Genomic DNA, 25,017 nt, shown 5'->3' on the forward strand with positions numbered 1-25,017 from the left:
ACTGCCTTTCTCTCATTCCGCCTCTACAGTTGCGCCTGAAGCCAATTCGTGATGTCTTCGATAACTTGCTGGCTATTCGTTTCGTTAAGCATCTCGTGCCGGCCTTCTTGATACAATTGATAATGAATATTTGTGATTCCTTGTTGCTTATATTGATGGATGACACGAAGCACGCCTTTAGAGTAATCACCCACTGGATCTTGATCGCCACTAATAAAGAAAAAAGGAAGATCCTTTTCCATTCGGCTCACTTCTTCCCGTTTATGAATCTTCTCTAACCCGCTTAATAAATCATAAAAAAACCCTGCCGTCGGAATAAATCCACAATATGGATCATCTATATAGGCCTGAACTTGCTCCCGATCTCTCGATAGCCAATCAAACTCAGTTTGAACATTAGAAAGTTTTTTATTAAAGTTCCCAAAAGACAATTGATTTAATAACGGACTTTTCGTGCGCTTTCCTCTTCTTCTGCTCTCTACCTTCGCTAACATTTTCCCCGCTTTCCCTAACAGCCCACGATCGCTTCCCGTACCAGAAAGAATGACGCCGTGAACCGTTCTAGGAAACCTTTGTAAATAACGACGAATTAAAAAAGATCCCATGCTGTGCCCCATCAGAAACACCGGAAGATCCGGATGAGTGCGGTGAATATGATCATTGATCTCTTTTAAATCCTCTGTCACTCGTTCGAATCCATTCTCCTCTGCGAAAAAGCCAAGCAAGCCGCTTTTCTCCCCTGTTTGCCCATGCCCTCGATGATCATTTCCATAAACAACAAAACCTTGAGATGCTAAATATTGTGCTAAACGGCGATACCGTTTAATATGCTCCGCCATCCCATGAGCGATTTGCAGCACAGCTTTTGGCTTTACTGCCTCATCCGTCCATTCTGTCAAAAACACTTCATACCCATCAGACATCGTAACCCAATATTCCTTTTCCAACATTACACTCCCCTTGTTAAAATTTCAAAACAACCTGTTAGTAGCAAAATAAACCTAATCCTATAACATGTCAACTGTGAAGAACGGAAAGCCCTGTTTCGCAATGCATGGGCTGAAACACCCTATAGTGAATCGATGTTAACTGATTGCAAGAAGATTTTTAGCAGTTCATTAGCCATTGAAACTTGCGACTGTATACAAAAAAAAGAGGCACCACTCGAAATTTTCTAGCGGTGCCTCACACTTGATTATCGTCTATATTGATATACACTATCACGTTGGTGATGCAGCACATAAGCTAACATCATAAAATAATAAGTCGTAAAGGTTTTATCTTCCCATATATTATACAGTGTACCGAGGGCAAAAATACCGAGTAAGATAGAAATCATCAAGAAAGAACCTTCTTTGTTCACTTGACGATTTTTCCATAATGCGATTAGCATGCCGAGCAAAAAGACGGCAAACGTAATGACGCCCAGTATCCCCGTTTGTGCCATGACTTGAATGTACTGGTTATCTGCATAGATATGAGAAGGGATTTCATATTTTTCATAAATCGGTGAGAGATATGATTTCGTTGCTGAGTCGCCAAATGTGGCAAAGCCTGTCCCCATAATGAAATGGTCGCGGAAGATTTCCAACCCTTTCGTCACAATGAATAACCTTCCAGACGTTTTACTTAATTCAATCGTATTTTGATCAAATGTTTCTTTTAAACGCTCTTTTTGATCAAATCCCTCTTTTGGTACTTCGTTATTAGATCCCGGAGTGTTCGTTCCAAAATCAAAATTTGAATTAGCTACCCATTGAGTCAGTTGATTCACTGGGTATAAAACGACAACAAAACTGATCGCTCCTACAGCTACTAGACGGATCACCGTGTTTGTATGGCGAGTGAGCAGCCAATAAATGACTAATCCAATACCAAAAGCAATGGCCGTTCCTCTAGAGTATGTCAACATGCCTGTTCCAGCAAAAAGGATAGCTAAAATAGCAAGTGATACCTTTTTGCCTTTAGATGCGCGATCATAAAAATAGAATACAGCCATCATCGCAAAAGATAAGTATACGGCTAAACGGTTTGGATTATTAATTAGACCATAAATGCGGACGCGGTTTGTAGGGGATAGAACCGTATTGACCCAAGTTTCAGGCATCAGTAATGTTCTGCCCGATATTTTTTCGACAAGACCTTGAATGACGACAACGGTTGCAACAACAATCGTAATCCAAAAGAACTTTTTAACATCCTCTTTGTCAATATCCAAACGCTTAACGATATAGTACAAGAAATAAGTGATCATAAATGCTCTAACTTGAAAAATGATAGCAGGTATACTAACATCTGAAAACAGCGCCGAAATAGAACCAAGAGCAATGAAGAAAAAGAAAGCCCATTCATAGATGGCAAATTGAAATAAAGACTTTATATCTTTTCGACCTAGCCAAATCACATGAAACAATGCGGCTAAAACTATGATATCACCTGTAATCTTCATTGCAGGATTGACTTCTATGATAAACGAACGAAGAGGAAAATAGATGAGCAGTAAAGAGAGACCTGCTTTAGGACGTACGAAAGCGACCAATGCCAGAAGAACAGACACAGTTAGACCAATCACTGATTGCTGCAGCAACAAACCAGCAATCATAAGACAAACAGAGAAAACAAACAAGATATTATTTCTGAAAAAATCCGCCATTCAACTAAACCTTCCTTTAGGTACTATAAACTAGAAGAATTATAGCATAATAATTGCGTCGCTCCAAAACATAACCTAATAAAAATTCACAATTATCTTCCAAGTATAAGATATGTTAAAATGCCCGTCAATTTTTTAATAAGGGCTTGTCTTCTCTTATAGAAATGGAAAGATAAGACTGCATTTAATAACCGAAAATAATGTTATAATATGGTTAGATTTTTTGTTGTCATGCTACGATAAGATGAAAGGATGTCATTGATGAAACAGCCTAAAATTTTAATTCCATTCGAAAAAGTGGACAAAGAGAAAATGCCCCACTACCACGACTATGGTATTAACATTTCTGAAATAAAGACGTTATTATTACAAAAGACTGGACAAGATTTTTATATGTATTCTCATAAAGGTGAAGAAGACCTGTGGGAAATGCTTGAACAGCTTTTGATTCGTCAGCCAGATCATATTGAAATTCTTGCCCACGTTTTTGACTGTTTAGAAACAAAGACTCTTCAATATTCGACGGTCACTGGGGAAAATAAACATGTGATTCAACCATCTTTAAATAACTCCATTTTTTATTTCCCCGCTTACAACGTTGCATTGGCAAAGCTTCCTATTTATCAAAGCCACGAAGATTATGAAGAGGAGTTTATTTTTGCTGAAAATGATGAGAGCTTGCTAGCATTTATTGATTATTTGTATACACAACAAAAAGAACTGATGAAAGGATATATCAATATTTTCACCGATACGGAAGATGGCGTAGAAAAGATCCATGAAAGAATTACGCATCAAGTAAGCCGCGAAGACGTCTTGCTAGATGAAGACATAAAAACAGAAATTTTCCGCTCCATTGACGAGTTTTTCCTGCATAGCGGCAGCTTCTTTAAAAAATATAACATTCCTTATAAGCGCGGAATCTTGCTTTACGGGGCACCAGGAAACGGGAAGACCACACTCGTGAAATCAATTGCTGGCAGCACTTCTGCCCCTGTCGTTTATTGGCAAATCACTGAATATACAACGAGCTATTCCATTAAAGAAGTGTTCTCAACCATTACGAAAATGGCGCCGATGATCCTTGTTATCGAGGACATTGACTCCATGCCAGAAGAATCGCGTTCTGTCTTTTTAAATACGCTAGACGGTGCCGTTTCTAAGGAGGGGATTTTCTTAATTGGAACCACTAACTATCCAGAGAAAATCGACCCTGCACTCATTAACCGGGCAGGTCGTTTTGACCGAGCCTATGAAATTAAATTGCCAAATGAACAAGCGCGCCGACAATATTTACGAAAAAGACAGGTCGAGCAATTCATGTCTGAAGAGGAAATGGACCGACTAGTGAAAGAAACAGAAGGGCTCTCTATTGCTCAACTGAATGAATTGTACATGTCAATCGCCTTACAATGGCATTATGAAGAAAAAGTGGATATCGACAAAATCACGAAAGACTTATTAACCAACAACAAAAAAACTTGGCGCCAAGATTGGAGTGCTGATCCTTACAAGTCAACAATGGGCTTCGGCCGCTAAAAAAGGGGGACTGTTCCCCCTACCATTTTAAATATTGAACTTTTTTTAATATAGAAAGATTCCCTTTCACCGTGAGTTTTTTTGTAGTTTCTTGTCGTGTTGTGATAAAATGATTTATGAATATTTACTTTTATAGTAAGCGGTAAGGGTGATGTATAATGGCTATTGGCAAGCGTATTCGAGAATTACGAATGGAAAGAGGACTATCGCTGACTGAATTGGCCAATCGAGCAGGAGTGGCCAAATCTTATATTTCTTCTGTTGAGCGTGAAATCCAACTAAATCCATCTATTCAGTTTTTAAGTAAAATATCTTCCGTGCTAGGCGTTAGTGTAGAGAAGTTAATCAATGAGGAAGGCCATTCTGCTGAACTCGTTGATTCAGAATGGTTAGCATTGGCGAAAGAAGCAATGGAATCCGGTATTAGTAAAGAACAATTTAAACAATTTTTAGAATTTCAAAAGTGGCAAAAAGCTAACAAGTAACACACTGCCTTACTGATTAAGATAGAATCAAAATCACATGCGAACGAGCTATCCCTTTACCGTTCGCATGAATTTCACTTCATCAACCCCATATCCGCTTCACTCCACCTTCTGCAAATCCAGCTTTTCTCCTGCGATAAACTTCTTCACTTCCTCAAGTGTTAATCCTATCTTTTTCGCTTCTAACATCAGTCGAATCCAATCTTGATCAATGAATTGAACATTCCTCATAAAAATCCCCCTAATAGATTTTTCTGAAGCCGCTAGCTTTTCTTTCTATCTTCAACGAGTTTCACTCATACACAAAACTTACAATAGTATATGTTGGATGTATTTGTTCATTTATAAGAAAATTGTAACACGTGCTATATGTTTAAATAATAGGTAATAGCAACCATTTATCCTTTATAATGAACGATTTTTGAAAAATTTTATAAAAAATACATACTTTCCGATCTTTAGTGCGTTATAATGAACAAAAACAAGTTGAAGGGAGCAATAGTAGATGATAGGAGTTCGCATTAAACAATTAAGAGAGCAAAAAGGTTATTCTCTCACCAAGCTTGCAAAAGAAGCGAAAATTTCTAAATCTTATTTATCTAATTTAGAACGGCAGACAAATACGAACCCCTCGTTATCCGTACTGTCAAAAATCGCTACAGCTTTAGATCTCACAACCAATGAATTAATTCAACCGCAATCCTCCAAAAAGGACGAATATGAACCATTATTAAAAGAGGCATCAAACAAAAAAGTAACGAAAGCTGATCTTTTAGAATTCCAACAATTTATGCAATCTCGAAAGCAACAGAGAACGAACACATCCGAATGAAAACTTAGCGAGGTCTGATCCTCGCTTCTCTTATAACATCGTTCTTTTATCTCTATCGATAAATAAACTGTTCTGAATCTATCATTAAACTTCCTAAAACCTCCCTTTTCGACTGTTTATAGTCACAAAAGTAATTTTACAGAACCTTCTTTAAAAACTGTTTAAAAATGAAGACAGAACAAAATATTTTTCCACTAATTATATGAACAGTATACAATATGAATCTCTACAAAATTTAAACATTTAGGTCGATTGTTTTTTTAAAATTGATTAGTATAATAAACAATAATTAGTATATATTAACTAAGTTGTTCGGTATTAGGAGGACTTATGAACATTATTCTCGTAGATGATGAAAGTTTGGCGCTAGATTACTTAGAAGGCCTGCTGAAAAAAATTGGTGCGTTTGAAACGATCAAAAAATTCAATAACCCTATTTTGGCAAAAGAAGTCATTCTGAATGAAGAGGTAGATGTCGTTTTCCTAGATATTCATTTACCTGAAGTCAATGGAATTGAGCTGGCTGAAATGCTTGTTGAAAAAAAGCCGAGCTTAACCATTATCTTTTGTACAGCCTATGAAGAATATGCCGTACAAGCATTTGAGCTTAATGCCCTTGACTATATTGTAAAACCTATTTCCATCGAACGATTAACAAAGACGATGAACCGAATACAAAAGCAAGTACCTGTTGAAACAAGCAAGAATAAAGTGCGTGATAACGTAATTTACATGAACATGTTCCAGACTGCGTCTATTCAATCAAAAGATGGTTCTTTCATTAAAACTTCTTGGCGAACAAAGAAAGCGGAAGAACTCTTCCTATATTTACTGCAGCACCGAAATCAACTCATTCATAAGTCTACGCTTGTTGACACTCTTTGGCCTGAGCATGATGAAGAAAAAGTATACAATCAGCTCTACACAGCGATTTACTATGTCAGAAAAAAACTAAAAGAGTTCGGAGAGCATTTCCAATTAAAAAACACCTCCGATGGATACATACTTACGTTAATCAATGTGATTTTAGACGTAGAAGAATGGGAAACACAAAATCAATCTACTCCGCCGTTGCGAGAAGAAACGATCCACTACTATACTGATTTACTTACCTTGTATACGGGTGATTACTTACAAGGATATGATTATTGGTGGGCAGAAAGCGAGCGTGAAAGACATAAACAATTATGGCTCTTAACGGCCTATAAGCTAGCTCATTGGTATGAAGAGCGCCAGCAACCCGATAAGGCGTTAATTTATTTCTCACAAATCGCTCACAAATATCCCGAAGAAGAAGTCGCCTGTTTCCATATAATGAAACTATACTATGCGAGCGGACACTATTTACTCATTGACCAACAATACGCTACATTAACTGCTTTCTTGGCAAATGAACTGGACACCCAACCTAGCCCTCACATCACAAAATGGTACGCCAACTTTAAAAAATCACAAAAACAATTAATATAGAAAAGCGGAAGGTCCCGTTTAGCGACGTATGGACTGCAGCCAGCCGTATGAGATAAAGGAAACACGATGAACGTTAGTGAATCGATGTTGACTTATCGCAAGGAGGATGGCGGAAGTACACTAGTCGCTGGGACCTGGAGCTGGACAAAGAAAAGCGGAGGCGGAGCTGGACAACAGAAAAGCGGAAGGCGCCGTTTAGCGACGTATGGATTGGAATGATCCGTATGAGATAAAGGAAACACGATGAACGCTAGTGAATCGATGTTGACTTATCGCAAGGAGGAGCATGGAAATCCACTAGTCGCTGGCGCCTGCAGCTGGATCAAGAAAAGCGGAAGGTCCCGTTTAGCGACAACAAGCAAAAGACAAGTTGGTCAAAAGGTTGCTTTTTAACCTTTTGGCCGGCTTGTCTTTTGACCTCGAGCCGATATTTTTATTTTGTCTTAGGGATAGTAAAAGAGACTTCTGTTCCCTCATTCACAGAACTATGAATCTGTAGCCCTTTTCCATACGTTTGCTGGAGCCGTCTATTCGTATTGAACAAACCGATCCCTCGTGACGAATCGATCTTCCCATCAAGTACTTGCTTCACTCTCTCTTCATTCATCCCAACTCCATCATCTTTTATCGTCATTTCAGCATAAGTGGAATGATCTATTATTTTAATCCAGATCGTTCCACCACTTGCTCTTTTCAATACTCCATGTCGGACGGCATTTTCAACAAGTGGCTGAATAGAAAGTGGCGGAATCTCGATCACCATTGACTCATCAAGCTCCCACTTAATTTGTAATCGATCACCAAATCGCTCTTTTTCAATATAGAGATAGGAGCGCAAAAGATTTAGTTCATGCTGTAAGGGCACCAGTGGTTGTAAATTTCTCACATCAAAGCTTGCTCGTAAATACTGGCCGAAATGTTCTAGTAGCGACACCATCCGAGAGGTATCTATTGTACTTAGTGACGCAATCGTATTTAATGTATTAAATAAAAAATGTGGTTGAATTTGAGCTTGCAACAAAGCCGCCTCCATTCGCAGCCGATCACTAATCGCTAGTTTCAAATCAATGAGTGCTTTCGTCCGTGATCTTAACTCCAACGCATTCATTGGTTTCGTTACATAATCATTGGCTCCCGCGGCAAACCCAGTTGCCACATCTTCCGGATTACTTCTAGCTGTTAATAATAAAATCGGCAATTCTAAAATGGAGTAGCGTTTCCGAATATGTTGTGTCAATTCATACCCCGACATGTTCGGCATCATCACATCAGAAATAATTAAATCGTATTCTAGCTGATCTAATAATGTTAACGCTTCTTTTCCGCTTGTTACCGTCACGACCTCATACCATTCAGATGATAGAATACTGCTTAACACTTTTAAATTGATCGAATCATCGTCTACAGCTAATATTCGAGCCTTTTCCCCATTGATCGATCGGGCCTTGTTTTGGTTCAATCGATCACTATTGCGCGCATCCACTGAAAAGATCTCATATGTACTTTCCTCATTCATTGGTTCTTGAATGGAGCCTTTTGCTAGTGGCAACGTAAAGTAGAAATCTGATCCTTTGTGAAGAACGGAACGAACAGCTATCGTACCTCCATGTAAAGCAACTAACTGCTTACAAATGCTCAGTCCAAGCCCTAAGCCTCCTCCGATAGCTGTGATGCTCGAATCCCCTTGCTCGTAAGGTTCAAACACTCTTTTTTGCAGGTCTTCATTGATTCCAATCCCTGTATCCTTCACATGAATGACAGCCATTCCATTTTCGATACGAGCTTGAACAATAATCGTTCCCTCATTTGTATATTTGACTGCATTGTGTAATAAATTAAAGAGAATTTGAACGAGTCGATGTTCATCAGCCCACACAGGAGGAAAAGAATTTGGTATATCGCATACCATTTGAATCGACTTTCCATCCATCATAAACTTGAGCATATCCATCACACCTACTGCAACCGCTTGGATTTTGACACTTTCGGGCTGAATACTCATCCCCTTCTCTTTTAAACGAGTTACATCGAGTAAATCATTGAGCATAAAGGACATTCGGCGACCGACAGTAATAAGGAGATCTAAGTTTTTCCTACTTTCACGGTCTAACGAGTCTCCTTCATTATCTAATACTGTTTGAGCCATATTGATAATCGCATTCAACGGATTTCTTAACTCATGAGAACTATTCGCCAAAAAATCATCTTTTGCTTGATCCGCTTTTTTCAGTTCAGCAACAAGCTGCTCCACTTGTGTTGTCGTCATGAAGAAGCGCTTGAACCAGAAAGCAGCCATACCAAAAAAGGATAAAATAAGGTCAAATGGATAGTAAGGTAGATTGGGCCAACCATACGTTTTAATCATTCCCCACAAGGCACTAGAGAAAATACATAAGGAAGAAAACATCAGCAAAGTGCTCTCTTCTATTCTATGAGAATCTGCTGTGAAAATAAGGGAAAATACGAAAACCACAATATACAATAAAAGAAAAAGCAGAAAGAGAAGAACTAGAATATTAGACTGTGTTGGCATCATTAACACAATCAATGCATAAACCCCATAGAAAATCGCTGTTCCCTTCACGATTTGATGGGCATTACCAACTGGAATAATCCTTCTAATAAACTGCATTAAAAAAAAGGCTACACCTAAATAACTTACTTTCATTATCTTCATTAACCATTCATAGTCCATCGGTAACCATTGAAGCAAAACTTTATCATCCTCGACTAATGTCGCTAATGTCATACAAAAAAGAACAGCGGTAAAATAAGACACTTCTTTTTGGCTTTTAAAGAAAAAGTAAATATACGCCGTGCCGAGACCATATAAAACTAACACAACCCCCACAATCACTTGCAGCGTTTCATCGGACTTTTGCTCCTTGATGACGGAATCGGCAAAACCAAATGTTAAAGATTTTTCAATCCCTGACATGCCAGGATGCTTAAAGTTGGACACTTGTAACACGATGTCAAGTTCATCTTGATCAGATGAGAACAAAGCAGTGTAAGGCAGTACTTGTCCTTGATGTTCTTCTTGATCATCTGCTACTTGGCCTGTTTCCGCTATTTGACGATCATTGATAAACAGCTTTGACGCCATTTCAGCTGATTGGACTCGAATCCCATACACTCGTTTTTCATCTGGTGGGAGCAAAATCTTTAATCGATACATACCGAATGGATAAGGTACGTCTGTATTTTCTTTTGTAGGAATTGATACTAGCTTTCTTCGTTCCTGTGGTAATGCTTCTAACTGAGGCGTCCATAATGTTTCAGGAAAGAACTCCCACTCTCCATCCAAAACAAGCGTTGGATTATTTGACAACTCATAATTGCGAAGATCTAATATTCCTTGATGAGCTACCGGTTGATCCGGTCCCACTTGATAAGCGATCCATATCATCCGAAAGCCAGTCAACGCAAGTAAAATGACAACAACAAACAGGAACTGCTTCACTTTCACACGTTGGAAATTAGACAATGTATTCTTCCATCTCTTAATCACACCTAATATTTTTCTCCATTTTACCATGAATGTTTACTTTCTACAGAAACAAAAAAGCTGACTCCGTTACTGAGACAGCTTCCTTCTTCTATATTTTTCTCGCTACTCATAATCCCACAAAATCAGCCATTCCCCTTTATGCTCTGTCACAAAGACCTCTTGATGTAAGGAAAAATTCCCGAACTTCCCTTGATACATTTGAATCACCGGTACTTGATATACTGCTTTTAACGGAGCGGACTCTTCTGCGCCCTTCCAATTTTCCATCTTCTTGACACTTCCAAGAGAAAAAGAAAATGTCTCTACTCCAAAATGACTCATAAACACATGCGCTCGCTCCTGTATATAATCTCCCTTCGCAAATCGCTCTTTCATCAAAGGATGAAACAGCTCCCATGACTCTGAAAAGCGGGCTTCCTGCTCAAACTCATAAAACTGGCGAACAACCCGCTCTGCCTGTTCATTCGGAGACACCCTGATCCAGCCGATTAGCCCCCATAGCGCTACGATCAAAACAATGATCACTAACAATAAGGCATTCCATTGTCCCCGTCGCCGTCCAATCTTCAACATATCCCTCCTCTCTCTTCATCCGCTCCTGACTTATGTCGATCAAGTTCGATTACCGTTATGATGATTTTATTCATTGGCCAAGTCTTTTAGTATTGATAAAGCAACCAAGGTACTAAAAAGCCTCTCTCATATCAAAAAAACAGAAATTGTAACGATTTTTATATTTTGGTAATATAAAAATATCATTCATAAAAAAGGAGGAGAAGGAGATGAAGATTTGCAAAGCTTGTGGACATCAATCGCAACAAGATCATGCTTTTTGCTCAGAATGCGGGGCCTCTTTGAAAGAACAAACAGGAAAGCTGACTAATCGTGAAGAAGTGAAATTTTCAAAAAGAAAATTCCAAAAGAACAAACTGCTTATTGCTTTTACACTCGCTGCCGTTCTTATGATTTTTTTATTTACTAGCTATCAAATGCTGTCTAAGAAATACAGTGAAGAAGCGGTCATTGATCAATTCATCACCGCCCTTACTCAAAAAGATAAACAAACACTTAAAACATTAATTATCCCCACAGATTCTCGTCTCAATATTAATGAAGAAAGTCTAAATGCTTTATTTGCACTGATTGATAAAGAACCGTCACTAATAGAGGATGTGAAAGACTCTCTTCATGATGAAGGATTTGGCAAGCAACCGTTTTATTTACGTGAAAACGGAAAACACTTTGGAATTTTCACCAATTATGTCATTGACACACCTGGTTATTTTATCAAAGTTGGCAGCACTGGTGATAATACAACCATCCATTTAAATGATAGTGAAATTGGTGTATTAGACAACGCTGAAGATACGAAAGAATTCGGTCCTTTTCTAACAGGTCTCTACTCTATTAAAGGTCTAAGCGGGAAAAAGAAAGACGAAGTTACTATTAATCTAGCTGGTTCCAAAACAGAAACAGCCGTTGTATTGACGACAGGAACGTTAGAAAAAGAAGAAGAGCAAAAAACGATTGTGAAAGAAGTCATTCGAGAAGTCACGCCAGAATACTCCTATTATATTCTGCCTCATAGCGATTATACATATTTAACCTATAACGACATTGCGGGTTTAACGAAAAGTGAGCTTCGTCTAGCAAGAAATGAAATCTTTGCAAGACACGGGTATATGTTCAAATCGAAAGACTTGCAAAACTATTTTAACAACCAATCGTGGTATAGTCCTAACCCTAATTTCAATGGAAACTTATCTAGTTTAGAAAAGCAAAATGTAGAGTTCATTAAATCGTATGAATAAGATGAAATGGCTATCTGTTACGATTATTTTGATCGCAGCTGTCTCTTCCTTTCTGCTTCTTCAGCTAGACTCTCAATCGGAACAAGGGCTGTTGAATACATTTTTTGAAAAAGACAATGAACAAGAGAACAAACAGGTGCCTGAAAAAATGGAGACAAAAACGGAAGCTTCGGATGCGTTAGCCGAGCAGGAAGACCCTTTCCTCATCTGCATTGATCCCGGACACCAATTAAAGGCAAATTTAGAACCCGAGCCGATCGGACCAGGTGCGCAAGAAACAAAGTATAAAGTGTCAGGAGGAACAACTGGAGCAGTCACCGGCACTCCGGAACATGCCTTAACGCTGAAAGCATCGATTTTATTAAAAAAAGAGTTAGAAAAGAAAGGATTCCGGGTCATCATGACACGCACTACAGCGGATGTCAACATTAGCAATAAAGAGCGAGCGGAAATCGCCAATCAGCAAGAAGCTGACTTGTTCGTTCGCGTTCACGCCGATGGATCAGAAAGTGCCAAGACAAGCGGATTCTCTGTACTCGTTCCAGCGAAAGATACCCCTTACACAACCGCTATTTTTGCAGATAGCGAACAGGCCGCCAAGCTGGTCCTTGCGAGTGTCTCACAGAAAATCCCGCTTTATGAAACGGGTCTTTTCTACAGAAGTAACCTCTCTGGGTTCAACTGGTCTAAAGTTCCCGTTATTCTTACAGAAATCGGATTTATGACGAATCCGGAAGAAGATGTGAAACTAGCGGATTCAACTTACTTAACCAACTTGATGCAACTAACTGCCAATGGCATTGAGCAATATGCTAAAACGAAACAAGAGATGTCTGAATAGGATGAATACGAAAAAAGCGGGCATCCCCAAAAGGGAATGCCCGCTTTTTTTATTGAATTCCTTTAGACATGTGAAAAATTTTAAAATAGATTTTACTAAATTCTATCGCTTCTGGAGAATTCAATTGTCCATTCATACTATACGGGCTTTCACTTGGTCCTTGATGAAAGTAGTGATAATCACCTTTTATTTTCAAAGGATTATAAGGTGCCCCTTGATATTGTGGCATTTTCGATTTATGGATTTTACGAATTGCTCCTACAAATAGATCCTTTTTGAGGTTCGTTGTGTCTTTATAGTAAATTTCCGTCACATAGACGTAGTCTTGCACTTTTTTATCTTTCACCGTAATCTTATCTTTCATATAATTCGGAAGCTGCATCTTATACGCTAGCATTTGACTATGGTAGGTAAACGTTTTAAATTGATCGTCTTTTGCTTTTGCTAGAAAAGTAGAAAACTGCGCTCTCGTTACAACAGCATTTGGACGAAATGTTCCATCGCCATACCCGATTGTAATATTATTGCTTGCTAGCGCCATAATTGATGGATAAGCCCAATGATTCGAGGAAACATCCTTGAATGAATAATTTCCTGACGCTTTTAACTCAAACCCCTTTGCTAGCATATAAGCCATATCATCTCTTGTAATGGGCTTATATGGCTCTAAATAATTGCTTTTTTTAGGAAAAACTCCCGCATCCATCACAGCAGCCACATATTTATAACTTGCGTGTGATGGCGGCACATCTTTAAAGCCTGGATTCGGTCGATTAGACAGATCAAGCTTCAATGCCTTAGCCATCAAAATGATCGCTTGTATACGAGTCAGTTGCTCTTGCGGACGAAAGGAGCCATCTGAATAACCGCCGATCACCTTGTTTTCTGTTAAATACGTGATTTCGTCAACTGCCCAATGTGTTTGACTTACATCTTTAAACGCCGCTGCAGCTACCCCAACACTACTAAAAAACATCATAACCGAAAAGAGAACTGCTAAATACTTTTTCAAGAACACCCCTCCCACTTCCAATTATATCAAATTAATCCTTATGGAGGAAATGACTAATTATCAATTATTTTATAAAACTACTTTACCAGATTATGTTTTATCCATTTATTCTGTGTGCATGCAAATAAACACCCCATCATATTTAATGATGAGGTGTTTGATTTGCTGACTAGTTAGAACAGCTCACTCCCATAGCCTGTCGCTTTTCTTTGTCTAGCTACGAGCGCTATCGTCCCGAGCTGATAAACTTGTACTCTTTTTTATTTCAACACTCGCAAAATTCCTTCCGCCGCCGCTATCCGAATAGAAGGGTCATTCGACATTAGCTCTTTCTCTAGCACTTTCCAAGCTCGATCAGCTAATTCTTTATGATGATCAGAGTTGTCGATATTCAGTAACAACCGATCAAATGGATATTGAAAATGAGACGCTACAAACGTTTTTCTTTCTGTAACCAAGACCCTCTCCTCCTTAAAGATCCTTGAAAGCAGAAAAACGAACATAATCATGTTTGTCTATATCACCATTTTACAATAAACTAATAACTATATAAAGAACTTTATGTTCATTATAAAGAACTTTTTATAAAAAATCGTCCAACTTTATGACTTCTTCCTTCCTTTTACGCTGCTTCCATCTATATAAAGGCACTACGATCACCAACGCGATCAGTCCACCCGTCAAATCAATGAATACGTCTGTCAAAAGCGGGCTCCGTCCACCCGTTAGCATCTGGTGAAACTCGTCAATAGTGGCATATAGGCCTGTACCCATTAACGCCCTAATAGCCGACTTCCATACTTCATCTGGTCGCCAAACAACTAGTACCCCAAATAAAGCCGCAGCCAAACAACCAAACAAAAACAAATGAGCAAATTTGCGAATAAAAAACTCGATAAAGTAATAATAACCAAGAGACTCTACTGAAATCTCTCCCCCTGCATAAGAAAGCTTCAAACTTCCTAATACTTCAGCAAACGGCTCCCCCGGAAACACCTTCCTCATAAGCGGAATGAGCGACTGCTGCTCATACGTTTGCGAAGAAAAGCGAAAAATGACACCTGCTACAATCATCAACAACACGACTCTAACAATGTTTTTCAAAACGAGCTCCTTAAATAATAAAATCATTCAAACACTTTTCTTAATTTTTGTTCTCAATGTATGAAGAACAACATCGACCTCTTCAATTCTCATAAAGAAAATGATAATAAAATAAGCGACCACTCCTACAGCTATTGCAATCACAACGGAAAAATAAACACTCAAAATGTTCAATAAATAAATATATGTCAGTTTAGCTATTCCTCCCATAAACACAGACGCAACACTAATTTTAATGAATGACAAAGCTAACTGCTTTAAGCCAAGTGGACCTATTTTTTTCCTTAAACTAACCAAAAGAAGGATGGTACAAGTTACAGCTGAAATGCTGGTCGCTAGTGCTAATCCTTCAATACCTAAAAATCGAGACAGAATAATATTTAAAATAATATTTAGCACTAGAGCTATCACTGCATTCACCATAGGGGCTCTTGAATCTTGCAAAGAATAAAAAGCTTTGTCTAGTATCTCTCTGATACCAACTCCAATCATCCCTATTGAATAGAAAAAAAACGCACCAGAAGTCATGGTTAATGCTTCATCGTCAAATGCACCTCTACCAAACAACAACGTCACAAGGGGCTCTGCAAAAAGCAGGGCTCCTACAGTTGCAGGGATAACAAGTAAATTAATACTTCCAATCGCTTCTACTACGGTCTTCTTTAACCCTTTTATATCATTTTCTGCTGCCATTTTAGAAATCAGTGGATACATGACAGTAGAAATTGATAATACGAAAATTCCTTGTACAAACCCAACTAATCTATTCCCATAATTAAGAGCAGATATTCCACCTACAGATAATTGAGAAGCGATCGTTCGATCAACTAGTACATTTATTTGATCAACAGAAGAACCAATAATCACCGGAATGGATATATAAAATAAAGATTGAATATGCTTGTCTTTAAAGTTCAAGGTTAATTTATGCTTATAGCGACTTTTATAAATAAAAGGTATAAGCAAGACTAGTTGGGAAGCCGTCGCCGCTACTAATCCTATTACTAATACGGAAGGGGTTGTAATCGAACTGAAATAAATAGATAAAATAGTGATGAAGTTTAAGGGAAGTCCGGTTAATGCAGGAATGACATAATTACCATGCAATTGAAGATATCCACTGAAAAGAGTAAATAACCCCGTGAAGTAAATAGAAATTAAACTGATTCTTGTAAAGGTAACTGCTAAGGATAAGGTCTCTCCCTCAAATCCCGATGCAAATATTTTTACTAACTGCTCAGTAAATAGCAATCCAAAACCAATAATAAAAGTGGATAACAAAAGCAACATATTTACTAAATTATTTGTAAACTTATTCCCCTCTTCTAATCCTTGTTCCTTTTCTATCTTCCTGAATAATGGAATATACCCAGTAGATATACCTGATACTACAAACCCAAATACAATGGCAGATATCGTAATCGCAATCAAATAGGCATCACTTATGGCAGAAGTTCCATAAAAGTACGATAGGACGATGTCTCTCAATAATCCCAGTAGCTTTGAAAGGATCGTTATTACCATTAACAGAATGGCTATTTTTTTCATATCTATCCTTACTTTCATATTAAAATTATAGAGACTGTCCTATAAGGAACCAAATTGCCTTATGAGACAGCCGCTAGCCAATCATTTTTAAAAATTTCTTTCTATAATAAATTAATTTTAAGCTTCTTACACCATTAGATATTTTTATTTTCTTTGTATACTTTTCATACAGTGGTACTAGTTGTTTAAGCTGTTTTCTATCAATAACCCCTACATTAGTATACATCCTATAAATAATGGCTCCTGGAATCCGATACGCATCAATAGCTTCTATACAATTTTTCTTTCGTTTAACGTTCTGTTCATTCATAGCAATATACTTTTTTAAATCGTTCATCCACCGAAGATCTTTATCTATTTTGTCAATATTATTTTCACTCAGAGAATTAGCTGAATTATAGTGATAATTAGTGAGGTATTCTGGTACACACTTCACATTTTTATCATGAAGTAATACTTTTGAGAAAAAGACCATATCTTCTCCCCAGTTGACTTCAGGCGAAAACAAAATATTATTTTCATCCAAATAATTTCTCTTCATTAACCAAGAATTGGTATTTGGAGTGCATATATTATAGAGATATTTTTCAAGAATATCCCCTTCAAAAAATTTCATCCGTGCTTTCTTTGCTGTCCCATTGATTATATAATGATGGAAGCAACAACATACATTTGAGTTTCCTATTTTTGATAGCATCTTTTCTAAAAAAGCAGGATCTAACTCATCATCCGCATCTAAGAAAGTAACATACTCTGCCTTTGACTGACGAATTCCTAAATTTCTTGCCATTGATACTCCCTTATTCTCTTGTTCTATATATACAATTCTAGAATCTTTATTTTTATATTGAATAATAACGTCACTGCTATGATCTGTAGACCCATCATTAATGATTATCAGTTCAAAATTTTGATATGTCTGATTTAAGACGCTATTAATACTATATTTCAAGCGACTTTCCTTATTAAATACTGGCATGATTATAGACACTTTAGGCATCAAACCCTTTTCCACTCCTTCACAAGTAACAGATAAACCTAGTAGCTCAAATTAATCCCTTATTTCAAATCAAGTGAAACTTCAATCAGTGGGGTTTTCTTCCCACCACTGATTATTAGTTGAACGGATCGGGCATTCACGGCCTGTTGATCTCCCGCCTACACGTCTGTGTTTCTTCTGCCTTGTTGAGGTGAGGAGATCTTACAGCCCGTTCACACGGGATAAAGGGAATAACCGGTAAGGTATATAAGGTCCTTCTACCATATTGATAGTCAAGTATATAGTGTATACAAACATACATATGAAGGCACAGTACATACTATAAGAAATCAGTAAACGCTCTTTTTTGTACAATTTTATATACTCTGGCAAGGCTAACAAGCCGTACATAGTAAAGTATAACGTTGCTCTATGTGCAACTGTGCCCATGTCTAAAAAGGCATTATAAAAAAACAAACCAATAACAAAACTATTGTAGAAAAAGTTAGCTTCCTTACTTACCTTTTCATTATGAACTAGCAATAAAATCACAAAAATTAACAGTAGCATAAAAATGACTTTATTACCGCCATGATTTGCTCCCATATCTAGTTCAATAAAATAATTTGAATAACCTGGTATACGAACATACTCGAAAATTTTAACAAACACCGTTTGCAGAAAAAATGATGAAGTGATTAATATAACAGAAAATACCTTATTTATTCTTACATTTCTTAATGGTATTAATAACAAAGCTACAAGCGCTGTTTTATGAAATAAAAAAGCAATCAAAACAGCGATCATATACTTCAACGTTTGATTTTTCTTTAAATATTTATACGCCCAAAAACAAATAGCGATTGCAATAAAGTTTCTTATCACACTCAATGAGTTCAAGTAGAAAAGTGGAAACCCTATAAAAAAAAGCAAGCTTAAATAATAGTTCACACTATATTGATCTAAAGTCTTTATTATTAGATAATAAATCACGATCGATGTTATTAAGAAGAAAAATAAATTTGTTTGGAACTTGCTAGATATAGTCAAAAGCAAGTTCGATAATGGTTCTCCTTTGTCATAAATATTGATACCATAGTTTCTCAAACTATCAATAATCATCGAATAGGCTTTATAATCCCAGCCAACATTATATCGAAACCCCGAAAAGGTAATAAGAATGATCAAATATATTTTCCTAACGAGAGTTTTGTTAACGAACATGGCTTTTTCTACGATCATGAAAATGACGGTAACGATAATGAACGCAATATATACACTCATATTAAAGCCCTTCCTCTTTTTCTCTTACATATACTGCAAATGGTCTTGTCTATCTCTTGAATAAATAAATCCTTTTAACTTAGAATTAAATATTGCATTGTCTTTTATTATCTTACGAAAAAAGTCTACTCTACCAGCTTCATACTTAGCCAAATCAAACCTTTCCATATAGCTAATGATCTTTTGATCCACATTTTCCAAAGTTTCTACTACTAAACCTAAATTATATTTTTGTATTTCTTCAGTTAAACTAGTTCCCTTGAGAGCGATCATTGGCCTTCCGTTTAAAGCAGCGTTATATAACCGATTAGGAAGGGCTGTTTGATTATTTATTCCGTCATTTAGTCTTAAAACATTGATTAAATCACTTTTCATGTATAAATCTTTTTCATCTTCTTTTTTATACCTACCTGTAAGCTTGACATTTTGGATGTTATTGCGGCTTAAATAATTTTCTATATTTGTATTAATATCCCCTTCCCCATGATAATACAAAGTGATGTTGCTATGATTTTTCAATGAATAGATAAATTCAATATTGATATCGTAATCTCTAATGGCACCAATACAAGAGACGTTCAACTGCTCTTTATTAAAGCGTTTTTGTATTGGCTGCAATTCCTTTAGATTATCAATAACAGTATTATGATTAATTACATATTTATCACTATTTGGAAGCCAAGAACAATAAGCCGGAGAGGAGATAACAGTAAAATACGAGTGGTGAATGAACTTTTTTATATGAAAAAATTTCATTAACTTATGATGATCTCTAATATCAATAATATAGTTATTCTTATAGTTTTTGATTAAATAGCGATGTAAGAAATAGGATATTTGCAATCCAAATACAATCAATCTATCAAATTGATTCTTCTCCAATTTGTTGATGATAAACTTTTTGAACTGAACATAATCATAGTAATTTCTTCGATGCCCCTTCTTCTTATCTCTATAAACAAATATCTCTTGTTTATCATTGATTTGAAATCTATCCCAATTGATCACTGTATAATCAACTTGATGTTGTTGAAGCACCCTTATATAGTTTTCAACATATGGCATAAAAAGCATATTTGATGGACAAATTAGAGCGATTCTCATAAATAGTTGACCTTTCTAAATATCTGTTTCTTCCAAACATCCCGATTAACAATCCCCGTATAACTCTGTATAATCTTCACAACCTTCACCGACACATTCTCATCATGATAGTCGCTCGCCACATACGTCTTTTCGTTGTTCTCCCACATCGCTCGGCTTAGCTCAACGGCTTGCACAATTTCTTTCTCTGTAATGCCGCCGATCACAACCGTTCCTTTATCGAGCACTTCTGGTCGCTCAGTGGAAGTGCGAATTAAGACACCTGGAAATCCAAGGATCGCGGATTCTTCTGATAACGTCCCGCTGTCGGATAATACCACAAATGCGTTTAGTTGCAGCTGGTTGTAGTCAAAGAAGCCAAACGGACGTAATTGCTGAACGAGCGGATGGAAGTTGAATCCTCTCTCCTCAATCTTCTTCCAACTGCGCGGATGGGTGGAATAAATAATGGGCAGCTGGTACTTTTCAGCAATATGATTGATCGCATTCATCAGCGATAAAAAGTGCGCTTCGTGGTCAATATTTTCTTCTCGATGGGCTGAGATCAAAATGTACTTGCCGGCTTCTAGCTTCAACTGGTCTAGCACGGGACTGTTGGTAATGCTCAACATATGTTTGTGCAATACTTCAGTCATCGGTGATCCCGTTACAAAAATATGCTCTTTGCGAATGCCCTCTGACAGCAAGTACCGTCGGCTATGTTCCGTATAAGGAAGGTTAATATCGGATACGTGGTCAACAATTTTGCGGTTAATTTCTTCTGGTACATTTTGATCAAAGCAGCGATTGCCTGCTTCCATATGAAAAATGGGGATCTTCAATCGCTTAGCCGCTACCGCTGAAAGACAGCTGTTCGTATCTCCAAGAATAAGCAAAGCATCTGGCTGTTCCTTCGCCAACACTTCATACGATTTAGCGATAATGTTGCCCATCGTGTCCCCAAGATGTTCGCCAACTGCCTCTAAATAATAGTCAGGCTCACGCAAGCCTAACTCTTCAAAGAACACTTGATTTAATGTGTAATCCCAGTTTTGTCCTGTATGGACGAGAACGTGATCAAAATAACGGTCACATGCTTTCATCGTTTCTGATAATCGAATGATTTCTGGCCTTGTGCCAACAATGGTCATCACTTTCATTTTGGTCATGTCTATACCTCCAAATAGTACGTATCTGGTTGTTCAGGATTGAAAATTTCACAAGCCCAGAAAAGAGTAATCACTTCATCGTTACCGACATTTTCAATCGAATGGGTGTAGCCCGCTGGAATATCGACAACCTCTGGGACCTCACCATCGACCTTGTATTCGATCACTTCATCCGTATCAATTTGACGAAACTTAATGAGCGCTTCTCCTTGAATGACAAGGAATTTCTCCACTTTTGTATGGTGCCAATGGTTTCCTCTTACCACACCTGGCTTCGTCTTGGAAATAAAAATTTGCCCCATGCTGTCCGTTTTCAGAAATTCCGCAAGCCAGCCACGCTGATCGACATTTTTCTTTAACTTATAGGAAAAATTGTCTTCTTCTAAATACGATAAGAAAGTAGCGTATAACGCTCGGTCGAAGTCACTTTTTAAAGAGGGCATCACCAACGTCTCTCTATTCTGCTTAAATGCATAAAGCTTGTCCGCAAGCTCCCCAAGCGTTACTTGATAAGTAATCGGCACATAACAAAAAGGCTCTTCTCTCGTTGGCTCTCCTTCTAATGCTCGCAAAAATTCGGCTAGCACATCATCTATGTAGCACAATGTTAGCTCTGTATTCGGATCATTTACTTGAATCGCTAAATCTCTGGCAATATTATGGCAGAATGTTGCTACGACGCTGTTATAATTCGGTTTGCACCATTTTCCAAAGAGATTAGGTAATCGATAAATATAAAATGGACTATTCATTTCATCACCATGAGCAAATATCAGAGCTTCTCCCGCTCTCTTACTTCGACCATACGGGTGATCTTGTTCCACTTGAATTGATGAAGTAAAAAGAACCGGTGCAGAATTATGATGTTTTTTTAATAATTCTAGCAACCTAGCAGTAAAGCCAAAATTCCCTTCCATAAACTCTTTGTCATCTTGTGGCCGATTGACACCCGCTAAATGAAACACAAACTCACACTCTTTTGTATATGCATCTAAAAGGTCGGGGTCTGTTTCGCGCGTGTATTCAAAAATATCGGTGTAGCCTTTATTTTTTAACTCCGCCACTAAGTTCTTTCCAATGAACCCGTTCGCTCCTGTTATGAGTATTTTCATCATTTCTCCAGCCTTTCAACTCTTCTTGAATATAATGTAAGGTGAGTAGTTTTTCCTTTACTTGCTCCACATTTAACCGCTCCGTGTTGTGAGAGTTGTACTCTTCAGCCATCATGAGCATTTGATTCCCTTTAGCAAAGTATTTGTCATAGTTAAGATCCCGTTGATCGGCAGGTACTCGAAAGAATCCCTCTAAATCATCCGCTACCACATGCTCTTCTCTTGTCAACAGCGTTTCATATAACTTTTCTCCGTGGCGAGTACCGATCACTTGGATTTCATTATCAGCGTCAAATAACTCTTTCAATGCTTGAGCCAAATCCCCGACTGTAGAAGCTGGCGACTTTTGAACCATAATGTCTCCCGCTTTCGCATGCAGAAAGGCAAACACGACAAGCTCGACCGCTTCTTCTAAACTCATCAAAAATCTTGTCATGTCGGGGTCCGTGACAGTTAGCGGCTGCCCATTTTTGATCTGCTCCACAAATAAAGGAATGACGGAGCCACGAGAGGCCATGACGTTGCCATATCTCGTCCCACAGATCAAGGTTCGCTCAGGAGAGACCGTTTTCGATTTGGCCACAAACACTTTTTCCATCATTGCCTTTGAAATACCCATTGCATTAATTGGATAAGCCGCTTTGTCCGTCGATAAACAGATCACCTTCTCAACCCTGTATTCGATCGCAGCTGTCAGCACATTTTCCGTTCCGATAATATTCGTTTTCACTGCTTCAAGCGGAAAGAACTCACAGGAAGGCACTTGCTTTAACGCCGCCGCATGAAAAACGAAATGCACCCCGTGCATCGCATTTTTCACGCTAGCTAAGTCGCGCACATCCCCTATGTAAAACTTGAGTTTGTCATTTTTATAACGTTTTCTCATATCATCCTGTTTTTTCTCATCACGAGAGAAAATTCGAATTTCTTGAATGTCTGAATCTAAAAACCGCTCCATTACCGCATGACCAAATGAGCCTGTGCCACCAGTGATCATTAACGTTTTATCTTTAAACACTTTCACTCCACCCCCGCTAATACATGCTTTAACAAAATATCTGCTGCTTTTCGCACATCATAATGTTTCTCCAAATACCTTCTTCCGTTATCGCCCATGTCTTCTCGCAAACGTTTGTTGATCGAAAGCCTTGCAGCATACATCATAAAACTCTCTAGATCGCCGCTTTCGCACCAAAAACCGCTATCGGATTCTCTTAGCACATCCTTTATATCTGTCTGACAATCTGTTGCCGCCAAGATGGGAATCGAGTATTCCATATAAGACAAAAGCCTTGAAGGAAAATTAGGAATCGTAAACCTGCGATCTAAAAAAATCAGACCCACATCCGCTATTTGCAGCAATTGATCATATTCCTCTTTTGGAAGATAGGGCAAAAGCGTGACATTTTTATTATTGAGCACTTGAAGAGTAGAGCGAACCCTTTCATACTCCGTCCCAGAACCGACAATTAATAGATGACCCGCATCAAAGTGAGCCGCCACTTCTAATAAAAAGTCGATCCCTTGGGGTTTTCCTAAGTTTCCTCCGTAAATAAATAAAGTAGTATTTTTAGGAATTTTATATTTTTCAAGCAAATGATGACATGTGTCTGTTTTTACAATTTTATCGATGGGATAAATACAATTTGGAAAAATCTCCAGCTGATTCTTATCTATGTTGTTATGCCGAGCAATGTAATCGACATTTGCTTGCGACATACATCCAATCTGATCGGATAGCTCATACAGCTTTTTTTCCTTATTTCTAAAGTATTTCCACATCATACTGCCTGTTCGCATCAAGCCGATATCCACCGCATTTTGCGGGAAAATATCTTTCAGCATTAAATACGTCTTGCTTTGATGATGCTCTTTAAAATAACGGACAACCTTCTCAAACGTGATCGGCGGCGTCGAGTAGAGAATAAGGTCAAAATGAACGTTGGGAAAATGCTGTTGGATCGCCTGAAGATATTGCCTTTCTATACTTAAAGTAGACAGCCCTTTTTCGATCATATTCGTTTTTGTGATGTTGCCAGTTTTCACTTTTAATAGAGAAATATAACCTTCCTTAACTAACTCCGTCGGCAAATTCTTTCTTTTCTCCCTCGGCGTCACTACATGCATATGGATGCCTCGATAAGCAAGTTCCCTAATAAGATCCGTATAAATGCCTCTTTCCTGAATATCTTCAATACTCGCCAACGTTAAAAACAACACATTCATTCCATCACCCTCTTTCCTCAACTAAAATCACATACAAAAAAACTACTAATAAAAACCCACTATCAAAATGAACTTTTATTAATAGTTTTAAACGAAAAGCGGAGCCGACTGTTCAGACACGACAAGCAAATGACAGAATGACGGAATGGCGTTCTTCAGCCATGCAGTCAGGCTGGCATTTGACTCGAGTGTCTAGGAGGCGCAGCTAGACAATCGAAATGCGGAAGGTGCCGTTTAGCGACGTATGGATTGGAATGATCCGCATGAGATAAAGGAAACACGATGAACGTTAGTGAATCGATGTTGACTTATCGCAAGGAGGAGCATGGAAATCCACTAGTCGCTGGCGCCTGTAGCT

At 37.9% G+C, this 25,017-nt stretch carries 24 protein-coding genes; 8 read left to right on the top strand and 16 right to left on the bottom strand.

What is annotated here, in order from left to right:
- Window positions 1–23 precede the first annotated feature (23 nt).
- Together IRB43_RS10120 and IRB43_RS10125 are read right to left on the bottom strand one after the other, a co-directional pair.
- Window positions 24–950, bottom strand: coding sequence for an alpha/beta hydrolase (locus IRB43_RS10120; protein ID WP_203363346.1), 927 nt, complete (start codon window positions 948–950; stop codon window positions 24–26).
- Between the two features lie 245 nt (window positions 951–1,195).
- Window positions 1,196–2,653: an O-antigen ligase family protein gene (locus IRB43_RS10125; protein WP_203363347.1), complete on the bottom strand. Its 1,458-nt coding sequence runs from the start codon at window positions 2,651–2,653 to the stop codon at window positions 1,196–1,198.
- A 261-nt stretch (window positions 2,654–2,914) separates the two neighbouring features.
- Between IRB43_RS10125 and IRB43_RS10130 the strand changes: the two genes are divergently transcribed.
- Together IRB43_RS10130 and IRB43_RS10135 are read left to right on the top strand one after the other, a co-directional pair.
- A complete protein-coding gene (locus IRB43_RS10130) occupies window positions 2,915–4,192 on the top strand; it encodes an AAA family ATPase (protein ID WP_238941937.1) in 1,278 nt (425 codons plus the stop codon).
- A 158-nt stretch (window positions 4,193–4,350) separates the two neighbouring features.
- Window positions 4,351–4,677, top strand: a complete 327-nt coding sequence (locus IRB43_RS10135) for a helix-turn-helix domain-containing protein (RefSeq protein ID WP_203363349.1) — start codon at window positions 4,351–4,353, stop codon at window positions 4,675–4,677.
- 99 nt (window positions 4,678–4,776) lie between these two features.
- Here IRB43_RS10135 and IRB43_RS10140 read toward each other — a convergent pair whose 3' ends face one another.
- A complete protein-coding gene (locus IRB43_RS10140; protein ID WP_203363350.1) occupies window positions 4,777–4,908 on the bottom strand; it encodes an anti-repressor SinI family protein in 132 nt (43 codons plus the stop codon).
- 274 nt (window positions 4,909–5,182) lie between these two features.
- Between IRB43_RS10140 and IRB43_RS10145 the strand changes: the two genes are divergently transcribed.
- The 4 genes from IRB43_RS10145 (at window position 5,183) to IRB43_RS10160 (ending at window position 7,372) form a co-directional block, all read left to right on the top strand.
- The gene (locus IRB43_RS10145) at window positions 5,183–5,509 is read left to right on the top strand and encodes a helix-turn-helix domain-containing protein (RefSeq protein ID WP_203363351.1); all 327 of its coding nucleotides are present in this window, start codon (window positions 5,183–5,185) and stop codon (window positions 5,507–5,509) included.
- Between the two features lie 330 nt (window positions 5,510–5,839).
- The gene (locus tag IRB43_RS10150; protein WP_203363352.1) at window positions 5,840–6,979 is read left to right on the top strand and encodes a response regulator; all 1,140 of its coding nucleotides are present in this window, start codon (window positions 5,840–5,842) and stop codon (window positions 6,977–6,979) included.
- Between the two features lie 66 nt (window positions 6,980–7,045).
- Window positions 7,046–7,198: a hypothetical protein gene (locus IRB43_RS10155; RefSeq protein ID WP_203363353.1), complete on the top strand. Its 153-nt coding sequence runs from the start codon at window positions 7,046–7,048 to the stop codon at window positions 7,196–7,198.
- Window positions 7,199–7,222: 24 nt separating this feature from the next.
- Window positions 7,223–7,372, top strand: a complete 150-nt coding sequence (locus tag IRB43_RS10160; protein ID WP_203363354.1) for a hypothetical protein — start codon at window positions 7,223–7,225, stop codon at window positions 7,370–7,372.
- Between the two features lie 40 nt (window positions 7,373–7,412).
- Here IRB43_RS10160 and IRB43_RS10165 read toward each other — a convergent pair whose 3' ends face one another.
- Both IRB43_RS10165 and IRB43_RS10170 read right to left on the bottom strand, forming a co-directional pair.
- Window positions 7,413–10,517, bottom strand: coding sequence for a sensor histidine kinase (locus tag IRB43_RS10165; protein ID WP_203363355.1), 3,105 nt, complete (start codon window positions 10,515–10,517; stop codon window positions 7,413–7,415).
- A gap of 75 nt (window positions 10,518–10,592) precedes the next feature.
- Window positions 10,593–11,060, bottom strand: coding sequence for a hypothetical protein (locus tag IRB43_RS10170; RefSeq protein ID WP_238941938.1), 468 nt, complete (start codon window positions 11,058–11,060; stop codon window positions 10,593–10,595).
- 212 nt (window positions 11,061–11,272) lie between these two features.
- Between IRB43_RS10170 and IRB43_RS10175 the strand changes: the two genes are divergently transcribed.
- Both IRB43_RS10175 and IRB43_RS10180 read left to right on the top strand, forming a co-directional pair.
- Window positions 11,273–12,301, top strand: a complete 1,029-nt coding sequence (locus IRB43_RS10175; RefSeq protein ID WP_203363357.1) for a YARHG domain-containing protein — start codon at window positions 11,273–11,275, stop codon at window positions 12,299–12,301.
- The gene (locus IRB43_RS10180) at window positions 12,294–13,142 is read left to right on the top strand and encodes an N-acetylmuramoyl-L-alanine amidase (protein WP_203363358.1); all 849 of its coding nucleotides are present in this window, start codon (window positions 12,294–12,296) and stop codon (window positions 13,140–13,142) included. The genes IRB43_RS10175 and IRB43_RS10180 overlap by 8 nt, the downstream gene beginning before the upstream one ends.
- A 49-nt stretch (window positions 13,143–13,191) precedes the next feature.
- Here IRB43_RS10180 and IRB43_RS10185 read toward each other — a convergent pair whose 3' ends face one another.
- The 11 genes from IRB43_RS10185 to IRB43_RS10235 form a co-directional block, all read right to left on the bottom strand.
- Complete coding sequence (locus IRB43_RS10185; protein WP_203363359.1) at window positions 13,192–14,154, bottom strand: S-layer homology domain-containing protein; 963 nt, start codon at window positions 14,152–14,154, stop codon at window positions 13,192–13,194.
- A gap of 260 nt (window positions 14,155–14,414) precedes the next feature.
- Window positions 14,415–14,612: a hypothetical protein gene (locus IRB43_RS10190; protein ID WP_203363360.1), complete on the bottom strand. Its 198-nt coding sequence runs from the start codon at window positions 14,610–14,612 to the stop codon at window positions 14,415–14,417.
- Between the two features lie 124 nt (window positions 14,613–14,736).
- Entirely contained in the window at window positions 14,737–15,258 is a 522-nt protein-coding gene (locus IRB43_RS10195) for a VanZ family protein (protein WP_238941939.1), read from the bottom strand.
- A 27-nt stretch (window positions 15,259–15,285) separates the two neighbouring features.
- On the bottom strand, window positions 15,286–16,824 hold the full coding sequence (gene murJ, locus IRB43_RS10200) for a murein biosynthesis integral membrane protein MurJ (protein WP_343070850.1): 1,539 nt from the start codon (window positions 16,822–16,824) through the stop codon (window positions 15,286–15,288).
- Window positions 16,825–16,879: 55 nt separating this feature from the next.
- Window positions 16,880–17,806 (bottom strand): glycosyltransferase family 2 protein, encoded by a 927-nt coding sequence (locus tag IRB43_RS10205; protein ID WP_275296769.1) that lies wholly within the window; start codon window positions 17,804–17,806, stop codon window positions 16,880–16,882.
- 201 nt (window positions 17,807–18,007) lie between these two features.
- The gene (locus IRB43_RS10210) at window positions 18,008–19,069 is read right to left on the bottom strand and encodes an EpsG family protein (protein ID WP_203363364.1); all 1,062 of its coding nucleotides are present in this window, start codon (window positions 19,067–19,069) and stop codon (window positions 18,008–18,010) included.
- 24 nt (window positions 19,070–19,093) lie between these two features.
- Window positions 19,094–20,173, bottom strand: coding sequence for a glycosyltransferase family protein (locus tag IRB43_RS10215; RefSeq protein WP_203363365.1), 1,080 nt, complete (start codon window positions 20,171–20,173; stop codon window positions 19,094–19,096).
- Window positions 20,170–21,321 carry a non-hydrolyzing UDP-N-acetylglucosamine 2-epimerase gene (gene wecB, locus IRB43_RS10220; RefSeq protein ID WP_203363366.1) on the bottom strand — a complete coding sequence of 384 codons (1,152 nt, stop codon included), beginning with the start codon at window positions 21,319–21,321 and terminating at the stop codon, window positions 20,170–20,172. Before wecB ends, IRB43_RS10215 begins: the two co-directional genes overlap by 4 nt.
- A gap of 2 nt (window positions 21,322–21,323) precedes the next feature.
- Entirely contained in the window at window positions 21,324–22,433 is a 1,110-nt protein-coding gene (locus tag IRB43_RS10225; protein WP_203363367.1) for a capsular polysaccharide biosynthesis protein CapF, read from the bottom strand.
- The gene (locus IRB43_RS10230; RefSeq protein ID WP_203363368.1) at window positions 22,366–23,451 is read right to left on the bottom strand and encodes a polysaccharide biosynthesis protein; all 1,086 of its coding nucleotides are present in this window, start codon (window positions 23,449–23,451) and stop codon (window positions 22,366–22,368) included. Before IRB43_RS10230 ends, IRB43_RS10225 begins: the two co-directional genes overlap by 68 nt.
- A 2-nt stretch (window positions 23,452–23,453) precedes the next feature.
- Window positions 23,454–24,659 (bottom strand): glycosyltransferase family 4 protein, encoded by a 1,206-nt coding sequence (locus tag IRB43_RS10235; protein ID WP_203363369.1) that lies wholly within the window; start codon window positions 24,657–24,659, stop codon window positions 23,454–23,456.
- Window positions 24,660–25,017: the final 358 nt, after the last annotated feature.

The sequence above is a fragment of the Bacillus sp. REN10 genome, assembly GCF_016820555.1.
Lineage (GTDB): Bacteria > Bacillota > Bacilli > Bacillales > Domibacillaceae > Bacillus_CE.